The following is a 13,326-nucleotide window of genomic DNA, read 5'->3' on the forward strand; positions in this document are numbered from 1 at the left end:
GAGTTTCGTCTGGTGCGATGGCTGATGACTCATTTCGATGTATTTGCCGCTCATAGAGCTAAATCTGGCTTCATTTGGGCATAGAAAACTTTAAAGTCCCAATAACTGTTCTGAGTAGGCGTAGCTTGAGGAATGGTTAGGGCGCTACCTACTAAAATGATGCCCATGACTATCCAGCGAAACAACGTTGGGCGATCGCCAAAAAACTGCCAAGCTAGTAGTGCCGTGAATATGGGATAGGTGAAAAATAGCGTCATGGCGATGCCAGTCGGAATTAGTCCAATGGCAACGTAGAGCGAAGCAACATAGACAAACATCAATACTCCACAGCCACATGCCTGCACCAAAACATCGCGGCGATCGCGGTTGAATAAACTTAGTAATTCATTCCATGCAGACAGGTACAACTTGGGTGCGAGAAATGCCATGAGTGGAACCACTAACAGCATTCGCATAACCATTAGCAGGAAAGAGTTAGGCAAATCAGGTGCGACGTATCCACCCAAAATAAATAAACCGAGAACGAGATGCTCTGCAAATAGAACTCGAACGGTGATGTTATGGAACGATAAGACAAAAGAAGATAGAAGAACTGTCAGAATGCCTAGCACAGTCAAAAAGTCGAGCGACTTCCCGATCTTAGCTGCTGAATCTACAAGACTAGCAGGTTTGGCGATCGCTGTAGATTAGTTGTAGTTGCCGTGTCTTCTCCTAGCTGAGCGCCAATTGCTCCACCGACAATCGAGCCAAAAACTGCCCCCGTTGAACCTAAAACTACCTTCCCCGCAACTGCGCCAAAAATTTGCCCTGTAGTTTCGCCAATTTTTTCACCTGCTCTCTTTTGTAGGGTTTGGGCAATTTGCTCTGCTGTGAGTCCAGTTGCTTGAGTATTAGCTAATGAAACGAACTGGTCAACATGATGAACGGTTTCAGCACCAAATTGAGCACCAATGATACTACCAACAAAAACGCCAATCTGACCTCCCAAAATAGCGCCTGCGGGTCCCATGACGATCGCTCCCGCTGTAGCACCGATAGCGCCGCCAAACATATCTCCTACCGCTCCACCAACCAACGTTGCACCAAATGTCCTCAACTGTGACTGAGCCGCGTCAGGCTGGCGAGCGGAATTCATGCTATCTAATGTCTTCGCACCTAAATCTATTTGTAAATTGCTTACCTGTGCGATCGCTGCTAGCAATTCCAAGGGCGGGGTAGGAGTGCTTGCAAACTGAGTTACTGCATAAGTAATAGTCAGACAACCCACTGTAGGATTGACTCTAACGCTTTCGACAACTGCCAAAGATTGAATTTGTTGCTCTAATTGAGCATAAGCTGCATCTTCGATTGGTTGGAGCAAGCGCAACCGCAACCGTCCCGCCACTGCATGAGCGATCGCACTCCTAACTTTAACTACAGTACTTTTCTCAGCAGCATCTAACTCAACAGCAAGGGACATACATCATGTCTTCCCTAAGATAGATTTTATCTATTGTATATTTGGTCGCGAAGAAGTGAGTAGTGGTAATTGGTAATTGGTAATTGGGTGGTGCGTAGTGAGTGGTGCGTGTCTGAATTGCGAATTGCTCCCTCAGCTCCGCGACTCTCTCTGCTCCCTGCTCCCTGCTCCCTAATAACTGATACACTGAGAGTATAAATTAAATCGCGTTCTCATCCTCGCCCAGTTTTGAGGTGAGTGGCAATGAAAGCTAAGATTCTTGCACTGACTGCATTACTGACAATTTGCACCGCAGCACCCGCAAAAGCCGAAACTGGCGTAGATTTTGGTGTCACGATTGGCGATCGCGCGGGAATTATTGTCCTTCCCTCCCGATGGCGCGACCGTGACTATCATCGACAATACAGACGCGATTGGCATCGCCGCCCGCGCTATCGACTTTATCGTCCCGATCGGTATGGGTACGATCGCTTCTACGATCCTTATAGATATGGTAAAAGATATCACCGCCGCTACAGGCACGGACGATACTACTATCCACGCCGTAATTCCGTGCAAATTAGAATTGGTTTTTAATCAATAATACTCAAAGGGTGCGTTGATAACGCACCCTGTATCTTCCCTAACGACTTCCCGTTGGCTGAGGAGTCGTCGGCTGATCTGCTTGTAGCGGTTCTGGGGTAGAAGTTTGTACCGATTCCTCGGAGAACTTCGTCCACTCGGTATGGAAGAAGCCTTCTTTGTCAGTACGTTCGTAAGTGTGAGCGCCGAAGTAGTCGCGTTGAGCTTGCGTCAGGTTTTGGGGCAAGCGATCGCGCCTGTAGCTGTCAAAATAATCTAACGACGCACTAAATGCAGGTACGGGAATGCCGAGTTTCGCCGCCGCTGCTAAAACTTCCCGCCATGCATCTTGGCGATCGAGAATTGTTTGTCTAAACTCTGGAGCCAATAGCAAGTTGGGTAAGTTCGGATTTTCAATGAAAGCACTCTGAATTTTACCTAAAAATCCAGCGCGAATAATACAGCCGCCTTTCCAAATTCGCGCCATTTCGCTCAAATTCAGGTCGTAAGAATACTCTTTGGAAGCTGTTGCCAACAGTGCCATTCCTTGAGCGTAAGAGCAGATTTTAGAACAATACAATGCATCCCGCACCATATTGACGAATGCCTTCGCATCACCCTGATACGTTCCTGTAGGACCAGGCAGCATTTGGGATGCAGCTACCCGCTCTTGCTTGTACGAGGACATAATCCGCGCATTTACCGCCGCTGTAATTGTAGGAATACATACTCCAAATTCCAAAGCACTTTGCACCGTCCAGCGCCCCGTGCCTTTTTGTCCGGCAGAATCGAGAATCATATCGACCAAGTGATTTTTGGTGTCGGGGTCGATATAGCGAAAAATATCTGCGGTAATCTCAATTAGGTAGGAATTGAGTTCGTCAGTAGTATTCCACTCGGCAAAAATTTCGTGCAGTTGCCGATTATCCAAGCCCAAACCATCCTTGAGAAGGCTGTAGGCTTCGGCAATCAATTGCATATCGCCGTACTCAATGCCATTGTGAACCATTTTGACGTAATGACCCGCGCCCCCAGGACCGATATAAGTCACGCAGGGACCATCTTCTACTTGAGCGGCAATTTTATTAAAAATCGGTGACAAATATTCGTAGGAACTTTTCGTTCCCCCAGGCATTAAGCTAGGACCATTCAATGCCCCTTCTTCGCCTCCACTTACGCCCATACCGATAAAGCGGAAGCCTTCTGGTTCTAATTCGCGGGTGCGTCGCGCCGTATCGTCATACAGCGAGTTGCCCCCATCAATGATAATGTCGCCTTCATCCAACAAGGGTTTGAGCTGCTGAATTACTGCATCCACTGGCGCACCAGCTTTAACCATGATCAAAATCTTGCGGGGGCGTTCTAGCGCATTGACAAATTCTTCTAAAGAGTAGGTAGCGACGGCATTTTTGCCCTGCGCCCGCTCTGTCATGAATGCATTGGTTTTTTCGGGAGTGCGATTGTAAACTGCGATGGGAAAACCATTACGCTCGACATTTAGGGCAAGGTTTTCACCCATAACCGCTAGTCCAATCACACCAAAGCTTTGCTGTGCCATAAGATTCTACGCTAAGCTCTGCACTTTCCAAGGAGAGTTCCCTTTCAGTCTAGCTCGTCATGTTTTTTTGGACTCTTACGAATTCCTTAAACATCAGTTGTCATTGGTCATTGGTCATTGGTCATTGGTGAGGAGTCAGGAGTTATTTTGAATTTTGACTTTTGAATTTTGACTTCCCCCGACTTCCTATTCCCCATTGTCTGTCGGTGTTTCTTGACTCGGAAATAGCGTTGGTTGGCGAGGAATGCGATTTTGACGCAAGCGATCCATGAGTCGATTGTAGCGTTGTGGGTCGGCAGCGGGGGTCTGACGCTGCAAACGCGATCGCCAGCGACTGTGGCGTAGTTCTTGGCTTTGTCGATCCCGTCTGCGTCTTCTGCGGGTAGGTCGGTAATTTTCTGAGTTTTCTCCTTGGCGTAGAGAACCACCTTCGCTATTTTGGTCGGTGATTTTGCCAATCGATATTTTTCTGGGTTTAACTGGTTGTCGTTTAATCGTAGGTTTGCGGTTGTCTAAGTTAGGTAAAGAGGCAAATTTCTCTACTTCCATGCCTTCGACAGCTTGCACCATAAACCGATTCCAGGCATAGGCTGCTGTACTGCTACTACCTGCCGTGGGTTGATTGTTATCGTTTCCTAACCAAACTCCAGTGACGAGTTGGGGAATGTAGCCGACGAACCATAGATCGCGGGCTTCATCTGATGTACCAGTTTTACCTGCGACAGAACGATTTGCCAAAGCTGCCGCGCCACCTGTTCCGGCAGTAACGACATTTCTTAACATCCAAGTTGAGATCGCCGCACTGTCTGGGTCTAAAACGCGCCGAGATGTAAACTTGGCATCGTAGATAACATTACCACTGCGATCGCGGATTCGCCGGATGCCATGAGCTGCTGTATGCATTCCCCCAGTTGCCAAAGAACCATAGGCGCTGCTCAATTCCAACAAATTGACTTCTGCCGAACCTAAAGCTAAAGAATAAGCAGGGATTAAAGGCGATTTAATTCCCATCGATTGGGCGAGTTTAATTGTAGGGTCGAAGCCTACATCCATTAACACCTTGACTGCGACTACGTTAATTGAAGCAGCAAGAGCATCCCGCATCGACATTTCGCCCCGAAATCTCTCGCTGAAGTTTTTCGGTTCGTAACCATCGACTTTGAAGGGAGAGTCAAGGTATTGTTTGTAAGGAGAAAGACCGCTAGCGATCGCAGCTGTATAGACAAATCCTTTAAATGTCGATCCTGGTTGTCTTTGGGCTTGGGTAGCGCGATTGAACTGATGTTTGCCGAAATCCGTCCCTCCTACCATTGCCCTGACTTCGCCGTTACGGGGATCGATCGCCACTAGTGCTGCTTGCCCGAATCTTTGCCATTTCCCATTCTCGGTTACAGTTTTTAACACAACTGCTTCCGCTGCTTGCTGCCATTTAGGATTGAGGCTAGTTTCTACAGTCAGTCCGCCTGCTTTAAGGACATCCGCAGGAACGTATTTGGGTAGTTCTCGTTGAATGTAGGTAGTAAAGTAGGAAGCTTTAGCTTGAAGCCGTTTGGGAGAACTGGTTTTTATTGTTAGAGGAGCATTTTTCGCCGCTGTCGTCTCAGATGCAGTAATGACTCCATCCTCTTGCATTCGCTGCAATACCAAGTTGCGCCGCCCAATTGCTGCCGATTTATTCACTGTAGGAGAATAAAAATTTGGTGCTGGCGCTAATCCGGCAATTGTTGCCATCTCAGATAGTGTCAGCTGGTTAACTGACTTGCTGAAATAAACCCAAGCCGCATCTGCTACGCCATAAGCCCCTTGTCCCAAATAAACTGAGTTGAGATAACGCTCTAAAATTTGGTCTTTACTTAAATTCTCCTCAATCTTCATGGCGACGCGGATCTCTTTCAGTTTGCGCCACAAACTCCGCTCTTGATTTAAAAAGAGAATTCGTGCTAATTGTTGGGTAATGGTACTACCACCCTCCACCAAATTAGCCGAACGCAAATTTGCCCAGACTGCCCTGAAAATTCCCTGGCGATCGAAACCGCGATGTTGATAAAAGCGCCTGTCTTCCGAAGCAATAAAAGCTTGAACTAGAGGTTTGGGAATTTGCTCTATTTTCAACGGTTCTCTAGTTGCAGGTCCTTGCTGCTGTAAAATTGTGCCATCTCCAGCCGCGATCGTTAGCGTTTGACTCCGCACGGTAGCCAATAGTTCATTGGCTGGTGGTAGACTACTCTCTATAGATAACCAAACACTACTCAATGCCGCTAGCCCACCGCCAAAACCCACAAGCAACCAAAACCAGAACCGAAAATAGAGGGGTTTGTAGCGAGATTTAATAGATGATTTCTGGGAACTACTTGAAGATCGCCCATGGTGGCGATCGGAAAATTTTCTAGATGGACTTTGCCCTGTTGAATCTGGTTCCATCAGCTTTGGTTGCTCACTCCTCAAAATAGCAGATAAATCCCATCACACCAACGCGATCGCTCGTAACAACTACGAGTCCCATTTCCAAGCTATAACCGTCTTGCATATTTTAATCCCTGTTTAAGATTTGAGTCTTAAGTGACACACTATTAAACAGTTATCAGTTGTCAGTTATCAGCTATCAGTGACCAACTACCAACTACCAATTCCCAATTCCCAATTCCCAATTACTAATTGCGCGATCGCCCTGGGAAGTAATCTTGGTGATTCTTTGGCTATTGTGGAGGCTGCTTTAGCAACTTTAGCCGAGATGCCTGAGATTGCGATCGCGGCAAAGTCTAGCTGGTATCGCACGAAAGCAGTGGGACCACCTCAGCCAGACTATATTAATGGTTGTGCAGTACTTCAGGTTCAACTGTCTCCCCAGGAATTGTTAGATATTCTACTGGCAACTGAAGCAAAATTTGGGCGCGTGCGCCAAGAACGTTGGGGCGCGAGGAAGCTTGACATTGACCTGCTGTTGTACGACGATCTTATTCTCGATACTCCTAACCTTACCCTACCTCATCCCCGCATGAGAGAACGCGCCTTTGTTCTCGTTCCGCTAGCAGAAATTGCCCCCAATTGGATCGATCCTGTATCCGGTAAAGCGATCGCCACGCTACTTCAAGCTGTAGACTGTACTGGAGTCAGTTATCAGTGAACAGTTATCAGTGAAAAATGGTAATTGGTAGTTGGTAGTTGGTTGACAGTTGACGGTTGTTAAGTGGTGCGTATTTTAAATGCAACTTGTGACTTGCGACTTGTGCTTGTCCCAATGCGTGAATTTTGAATTTTGAATTTTGTTCCCTACTCCCTCACATGATGCAAGAACCGCCACAATTGCTCAAACATCGCCTGTTTTACCAAGGGCGTAAATTTAGTTTTGAAGTCAATCGCTATCGTTTACCTAACCAAGTTGAAGGCGATTGGGAATGCGTCCGCCACCCTGGAGGCGCTTTAGCTGTTCCTATTACTCCAGAAGGTAAATTAATTCTATTACGGCAATATCGCTTTGCCACACAAGGCAGAATTTTAGAATTCCCTGCTGGGACTGTAGAGCCAGATGAAACACCTTTTGAAACAATTCAAAGAGAAATTGAGGAAGAGACAGGCTATCGCGCTCAAAAATGGCAAAAACTGGGACAATTCTTTCTTGCCCCTGGTTATTCTGATGAAATTATTTATAGTTTTTTGGCGCAAGATTTAGTTCCTTTGGATGCGCCTCCTAGTCAGGATGCGGATGAAGATATAGAAACAGTCTTCATGACACCCCAGGAATTTGAACAAGCCATTCTCGTCGGACAACCAGTAGACGCTAAATCTATTGCTAGTTTTGTCCTAGCTAAACCGTTTTTATTTCCTTCCCATTAAATAACTTTATGTTGGGGAGTCGGGAGTCGGGAGTGGGGTTTAGTGAGTAGCTAGTGACTAGTGACTAGTGGAATCAGATTCAATTCTTGTCACTAGTTACTGATGACTGATAACTGTTAACTGTCAAACTTGTGCCGATCGCGGTTTTGCAGCAACCCAGTGAGAGTAAGAAGTAACTTGAGTAATTAATACCCCTTCCGGTAATTCACCAATTTTTTTATATTCAATTGTAGTTGTAAAGTCGCGGATGAACTGAGCGACTTGACAGACGTAACCAACGATCCATTCTTGTATCCAATTGAGTTGTTCGACATTGGCTACATCCTTTCCTTGTCCGGTAAAGGTGATTTTGCCAAACCGATCGAATTCAAATAAATTTAGCCATTCAAAATCAGGACGAGTTGATTTCCATGTGTTGATAGTCAACGTGCGCCCTATGTAATTGATACTATATTCATTCAGTTGAACCAGGGCTTGAACTATATCTTCAATCTTGACAGCTACTCGCTTAAAACCTAATATCCATAAGATCTGGCGTTTAATCTCGCCTAATCCTTGATAATTATGGGGACTTTCTACAGAAATTCTTTGATGATTGGCTACTAACACTTCCAATTTTTCAACTTTAGTAGAAATTTCAGTAGTATCGGCATAAAGAGTTTGTAAAAGTTGTTCGATAGTTTCTTCTAAATAAATCCCTCTTAAAAGCTTTTCTAAAGTTTCTTGTGTGTTGAAGCAAAAACCAGCTTTTTGACTCAATATTGTTTTCAATTCTTCTTCGTTTTGTAGCAAAAGTTTACGAATATAATAACAAGTTGAAAATCCAGGTTTAACTAAGTAGCTCATGATATTAATCGATAGTAAAGGTAACGCGATATTGTCAAAAAAAAGTAAATTCTTAAACAAAAAAGGTGGCGATCGCAATTGATTAGTTTATTAGTTTACTAGGCTTGCGTACTATTTAGGTAAGAGAATGAAGGAATATTAGAAGGTAAATTTAGAGGGAGAATATTACCGTAGGTTACTTTTTCTACTTCTATTGCTAATTGAACTGACTTCATCATCTCAGCCGCTGATGGAAACCGCTTGTTAGGGAATTTTTGCATGGCAGTGGAGATTGTAGAACGTAGTAAGAGCGGAACAGCGCTAGGAATTTCCACAGCTTGATTCATGTGGGCTGTCATCAATTCTCCTGGCATTCCTGAAAAAGGACGAAATCCCAAAACCAACTCGTACAGCATGACTCCAACTGCATAGAGATCTGACGCTGGAGAAGATTTACCATAAAATCTTTCTGGAGCCATATATGCAGGAGAACCAGTACAGATAATTTTATCTGTAGAACTTTCTTGACAAACTCTTGCTAAACCAAAATCAGAAATCCGAGCTAAGTAGCTAGTAGAACCTATACTAATTAAAATATTTTCTGGCTTAATATCGCAGTGAACGACACCACGAGTGTGTGCGTGTTCTAGTCCAGCAAGAATATCTGTAATAAATTTTAAACCGTGAATGAGATTAAAGTCATCGCTTTGCATGAAATTTCGTAAAGTTCCGGCTTCGCAATAGTCCATAACCAGAAATCTCGCATTTTTTATATGCTCTATACCTTGGAAAGAAATGATATTTGGATGCTGCAAGCTAGACAAGAAATGTAATTCTCGTAGAAACTTTTTCGTGGGAAACTTTTGTTGATCTAGTTCTTTAAGTGCTACAGTTCTACCATTTTTTTTATCAATAGCACAGTAGACTCGTCCGAATTGCCCTTGTCCAACTAGCTTTAAAATATGATATTTGGAGGAAGTTGGTAAAGTTTCACTCATAGTTTTTAGGATAAAAAGTATCTTAACTTTTGTGTCGATTGCAACGATTAGAGCGATATAATGCTTTGCATCAAATCTGTTATGATTGCCCTACTATCTGCTAGTTTTAATTTTAGATGTTAGTCTTTTAGCGGAGTTTTTATAAATGCTTGAACTACCAAAACAGGCTCGATACACTGCCTAATAGCTCAAAAATTGAAAATAACTGAGAATTGGGGTTACATTACCCCAATTCATTTTGGTCAACTTTGCCTTAGTCAGGAGTTACGCACAAGAAAATCTGAGATCTCGATCCCCCCTGGTTCCCTCCTTAAAAAGGGGGGACTTTAAGCCCCGTTTTTAAGGGGGTTTGGGGAATCGACTGCGTAAGTCTTGCTTAGTTTTGGACTAGACAAAAATGATTTTACATAGCTCAGCTAGATTTTGTCACGGCGCGATCGCCTCCCAATTGACCTAAATTAAGAGAACAAAGACTCTAAAGCAATATCTTCAAACGATCCTGCCATTGAGCTTTCGTAAGCTACCTCTGTGAGCGCTTCAGCTTCACTAGGCGAATCTAAATCGTGAAACTTCTTACCGAGGTCGCGAGCAATTTGATATTTATCAATCTCACCGCTCTCAAAGAACAGTCTGGCGGCTTCGCGTAAATCCCGTACTGCCGCTTTTTTATCACCAAGATCGGCATGAGCAAGACCGCGACTTTGAAAAGCTTCTGCGTATTGAGGATTAACTCGAATTGCTTCTGTAAAGTCGCCAACTGCTGCTTCGCGATCGCCCAAGCGTTGATAACTCAAACCGCGATTGAAGAAAGCATTGGCAGAAATCGGATTGATCCGCAAACTTTGAGTGCAAGTTTCGATATCGCGCAAAGCATCTACAGTTCTGGCAATCTTCGCTTGTTCGTTCATTAAACGGCTATTTTGCTCCTGTACCAGCATATTAGTTTGTTGCTGGAGCTGCTCTAGCTGCTGGTTGAGTGTTTCTAGTTGCGTTTGTAACTGGTTTTGAATGTTTGTATCTTGCTGTTGGAGTTGAGCAATACTGCGATCGCTATTTTCTTGTGCTTGTTGCAAGTTATTATTTGTGAGTTGAAGATGTTCGTCTAACAACTTAATTCCAGCTTGAGCTTCACCATGCTTTTTCTCTGTTTGTTGCTCGAATGTTCCCAACTCTTCACTCAGTCTTTCTAAATTAGATTGAGTTTTGACTTGCTCTTGTAATACTTGAGCAATCGTGACTAGATTGTGTTGTTTTAAATAATCTAACAGTATCCGTCGATTAGTTAAGTTGAGTGCGACAGTTACAGAGAGCGGAATTGCGGCAACTGCTGCCTGGTTGAGCATGAAAGAAGCGATCGCGCCGCCAATCGAACCAACTACCGATGCGATTTCTACCTTTTCTAACCAAGGATATTTATTTGCTGGTGCTGTGAAATTATCTTGCATAGTAACTTACTGTGAATTTTCAATTAAGGAAATGGTAATAGGTAATGGGTAATAGGTTATCGCGATCGACAAATAACTAACAACCAACAACTACCCATTACTAACTACTAGTTATGTTTTACCCAAAATTACTTGATTGAGTCCTAAAACTGGAGATGCAAGCGCTGCTTCTTCAGCAGATAGAAACTGTTTCATCAATTCATTTAGTAATGGATAAGTGATATTAGCAATATGTCCGTATTTATAAGCACGAACGATAGTTTGATACCAAAGCAAGCAACTTTCTCGCAAGCGATCGAGGTCGCTACTCAATACAGTTGTGGCTGTGTAACGTATCATATTTTTCAGATCGCGTTGGCAAGTTGAAACATTGAGTTTATTGTTACCTTGCCCAAACAGATTCTCGTTAGCAGCCCACTTTGCCTCCAACTGACTGAGAACTTCTGCCTCAGCAGCTTGAATTTTCTGATATGCACTTACACGAGAATCAAGAGACTCAATGTAATCTTTAAGAAACTGAAGTTCTTCTGAAGTAGCGTAGCGACCGTCCGCTTCTACGGTTAAGCGGGCTAACTGACTCAACATAAACTTTTCTACTCCTGGGCAATCAAAAATCTTGACTATTGGTGTTTAAGCATCGCTAGTGTGATTCAGATACTCGGTAACCTCACTACGAGTATCTTGAAGTTGAGTAATCATCGAACGGGTAACCAACTTACCTGCTTCCACGAGAATTCTACCGTCTAGAGGGTGAAGGATATTTTGTTCTGCCCGCGTGCCAATGAGAGACTCAATATCATCAATTGCACTGACATACGTACCAGAAGGTAATTCAACGACTACGCCTTCACCAATCACTAAAGCTTGACAAGCAAGGCGAGAATTATTGTTAGCAGAAGTAATGACCTCAATGGTACGCCGTTCGCGTCGGCTAGGTGAAGACAAGCCTTCCATGCCACTTTTAATGTAAACATGGCAGGTAGCACACATTCCTCGACCGCCACACTCATGTAACACATTCAGTTCATTTTTTAACAGAACAGATAGGATGTTGCCATTCGTTTGAATGGAAGTTTCTTCACCGATTGGTTCTAGTCTGACAGTCTTTGCCATGTTTTCCTGATTGGCTAATTGCTAATTGCTAATTGCTTTATTGATTAGAACTATTGCAGAGTCGGTGCATGATAATTTCATGCTCTTGCTGTTCTTCTAACCAAGCATCAGCCGGTTTGATTCGTTGTGCTAAACCCAGAATAAAGTGATTGTACTCAGTTCCTAGAGATTCGCAGGTTGTTTGCAGACAGTGGAGTTCTCGACCTGTCAGTTGGCTGAAGAAAGCACGGAGGATACCTGCTTCAAAGTGACACACTGGTCGTTTGCTTTGGGGTGCTTGCTTGGCGTAGGGAGAATTCTGAGTTTTCACCACCAAAAATCCTTGTTGGTAGTAGCTCAAATCTAATTCAAAAGTTCCCCAGCCATGAGCTTTCCAACACTGTCTGAGACACTGGGTAAACTCAACCATCTCCATTTCGTTGATCGGCTTGGAGTAGTACTCGCTAACTTGTTCGATAAACCGAGCGTAGAAATTTTTGCCCCACCAGCGTCCGCAATTAGCAAGCACTACACCAGAAGCTTGACCTGTTTCTTGGTTAAGCGCGGTATAAATCGATTGAATCAGCGTGTCTGGAATTGCTATGAGGCGATCGCCGTGGCGATTTTCCAGCAAACCTGATTCAAAATCACCCTGAATGTAGGCATCAAAGGCAAAATAATTTCCCGGTAAGCGTTCGTCTTTGATTAAATCGGCGACAGTAATCATGATTTTGTCTGTTGCTTCTGCTTGTTTGATAGTGAGTTATGCTGGCGAGTGATGCTTATGCTGGCACTGCGGCTGCACTACAAGTTCCCATGACAGCTTGCTCCACTTGAGCTAAGAACGGTTGCAGCAGAGCCATTTGTTCCTCAGTCAGAATTTCTGGCAGGCGAGTTATGAGGAACTGATAAAGGGTTGTATCAATGCCTTGTGTTTGGTGGACTTGAATGATGTCCGTCAGCCATTCCAGCAAACGATGTTGGAGAAACATGGGATTATTCAACAGCATTGCCATCGCACAGTAACGTAGCGTGCCCAGCCAATTTTTTAAGGCGCGTTCGATAGTTTCTTGTTTGTGTTGGGGAAAAGCTACGAGCAGTTGGTCGGCGATCGGCTGAAAAATGGCAATTTCGTTATCCCGCAGCACTTCATAAACTTGCAAGCGTTGGGCAAGAGATGAAACATGATGCTTCAAAGCAACTATTTCTTCTAGCCGAAGATAGCGTTCTTCAGCATCATCAAGTATGGCTCTGATTTCTGGGTACATAAATTTGCAGCTTTAGAATAGATCTGATAAGTCTGAGAAGGTCGGTTCGGGAGCTAAAGGTGGAGGTAGCTTAGTCGCAGACTTGGGCAGAGTACCAATTTCTGGATTCCCTTCCCAAGGAAGATATCCAAAACAATCTCTGACTCGTTGTTTCATTCGGGCATAGGGGTCTAGTTGTCCCCAGTTACTAACCAGAGCATAGAATGGTGAACAGTTTTAGGCAGCGGAGTAAGCAACATGTTTCTCACGAAAAAAGTTTTGTACAACGTGTGGTTGACGTTGTGTA

General features: G+C 44.2%; 16 protein-coding genes. 3 read left to right on the forward strand and 13 right to left on the reverse strand.

The genetic code is table 11. The features are described 5' to 3' along the window. Positions 1-50 precede the first annotated feature (50 nt). From H6G17_RS30485 to H6G17_RS30495, 3 genes are read right to left on the reverse strand one after another with little or no spacing between them, the layout of a single operon-like run. The gene (locus tag H6G17_RS30485) at positions 51-611 is read right to left on the reverse strand and encodes an EamA family transporter (RefSeq protein WP_347276492.1); all 561 of its coding nucleotides are present in this window, start codon (positions 609-611) and stop codon (positions 51-53) included. 41 nt (positions 612-652) lie between these two features. After that, a complete protein-coding gene (locus H6G17_RS30490) occupies positions 653-1,459 on the reverse strand; it encodes a hypothetical protein (RefSeq protein ID WP_192162254.1) in 807 nt (268 codons plus the stop codon). Next, entirely contained in the window at positions 1,443-1,646 is a 204-nt protein-coding gene (locus H6G17_RS30495) for a hypothetical protein (protein WP_192162255.1), read from the reverse strand. Before H6G17_RS30495 ends, H6G17_RS30490 begins: the two co-directional genes overlap by 17 nt. A 56-nt stretch (positions 1,647-1,702) precedes the next feature. Here H6G17_RS30495 and H6G17_RS30500 point away from each other — a divergent pair, with 56 nt between their 5' ends. Next, positions 1,703-2,035: a hypothetical protein gene (locus H6G17_RS30500; protein ID WP_192162256.1), complete on the forward strand. Its 333-nt coding sequence runs from the start codon at positions 1,703-1,705 to the stop codon at positions 2,033-2,035. A gap of 46 nt (positions 2,036-2,081) precedes the next feature. Here H6G17_RS30500 and gndA read toward each other — a convergent pair whose 3' ends face one another. Further along, the gene (gene gndA / locus H6G17_RS30505; protein ID WP_192162257.1) at positions 2,082-3,578 is read right to left on the reverse strand and encodes an NADP-dependent phosphogluconate dehydrogenase; all 1,497 of its coding nucleotides are present in this window, start codon (positions 3,576-3,578) and stop codon (positions 2,082-2,084) included. A gap of 186 nt (positions 3,579-3,764) precedes the next feature. Further along, on the reverse strand, positions 3,765-5,999 hold the full coding sequence (locus tag H6G17_RS30510) for a penicillin-binding protein 1A (protein WP_192162258.1): 2,235 nt from the start codon (positions 5,997-5,999) through the stop codon (positions 3,765-3,767). Positions 6,000-6,183: 184 nt separating this feature from the next. On the opposite strand from H6G17_RS30510, the gene folK reads away from it, so the two are divergent. Together folK and H6G17_RS30520 are read left to right on the forward strand one after the other, a co-directional pair. Next, a complete protein-coding gene (gene folK, locus H6G17_RS30515; RefSeq protein WP_192162259.1) occupies positions 6,184-6,702 on the forward strand; it encodes a 2-amino-4-hydroxy-6-hydroxymethyldihydropteridine diphosphokinase in 519 nt (172 codons plus the stop codon). 158 nt (positions 6,703-6,860) lie between these two features. Continuing rightward, a complete protein-coding gene (locus H6G17_RS30520; protein WP_192162260.1) occupies positions 6,861-7,412 on the forward strand; it encodes an NUDIX hydrolase in 552 nt (183 codons plus the stop codon). A gap of 123 nt (positions 7,413-7,535) precedes the next feature. On the opposite strand, the gene H6G17_RS30525 is transcribed toward H6G17_RS30520, so the two are convergent. From H6G17_RS30525 to H6G17_RS30560, 8 genes are all read right to left on the reverse strand, one after another. Beyond that, entirely contained in the window at positions 7,536-8,258 is a 723-nt protein-coding gene (locus tag H6G17_RS30525) for a hypothetical protein (protein ID WP_192162261.1), read from the reverse strand. Between the two features lie 98 nt (positions 8,259-8,356). After that, a complete protein-coding gene (locus tag H6G17_RS30530; RefSeq protein WP_192162262.1) occupies positions 8,357-9,235 on the reverse strand; it encodes a serine/threonine-protein kinase in 879 nt (292 codons plus the stop codon). A gap of 458 nt (positions 9,236-9,693) precedes the next feature. Continuing rightward, positions 9,694-10,680 carry a tetratricopeptide repeat protein gene (locus H6G17_RS30535; RefSeq protein WP_192162263.1) on the reverse strand — a complete coding sequence of 329 codons (987 nt, stop codon included), beginning with the start codon at positions 10,678-10,680 and terminating at the stop codon, positions 9,694-9,696. A 111-nt stretch (positions 10,681-10,791) separates the two neighbouring features. Then, a complete protein-coding gene (locus H6G17_RS30540; protein ID WP_192162264.1) occupies positions 10,792-11,265 on the reverse strand; it encodes an allophycocyanin in 474 nt (157 codons plus the stop codon). Between the two features lie 45 nt (positions 11,266-11,310). After that, positions 11,311-11,793 (reverse strand): 2Fe-2S iron-sulfur cluster-binding protein, encoded by a 483-nt coding sequence (locus tag H6G17_RS30545; protein ID WP_192162265.1) that lies wholly within the window; start codon positions 11,791-11,793, stop codon positions 11,311-11,313. Positions 11,794-11,830: 37 nt separating this feature from the next. Continuing rightward, a complete protein-coding gene (locus H6G17_RS30550; protein ID WP_192162266.1) occupies positions 11,831-12,499 on the reverse strand; it encodes a V4R domain-containing protein in 669 nt (222 codons plus the stop codon). 55 nt (positions 12,500-12,554) lie between these two features. Next, a complete protein-coding gene (locus H6G17_RS30555) occupies positions 12,555-13,040 on the reverse strand; it encodes a phycobilisome protein (RefSeq protein WP_192162267.1) in 486 nt (161 codons plus the stop codon). A 12-nt stretch (positions 13,041-13,052) separates the two neighbouring features. Continuing rightward, positions 13,053-13,196, reverse strand: a complete 144-nt coding sequence (locus tag H6G17_RS30560) for a hypothetical protein (RefSeq protein ID WP_192162268.1) — start codon at positions 13,194-13,196, stop codon at positions 13,053-13,055. Between the last annotated feature and the right edge of the window lie 130 nt (positions 13,197-13,326).

This window comes from Chroococcidiopsis sp. [FACHB-1243], assembly GCF_014696895.1.
In the GTDB taxonomy this organism is placed as follows: Bacteria; Cyanobacteriota; Cyanobacteriia; order Cyanobacteriales; family Chroococcidiopsidaceae; genus Chroococcidiopsis.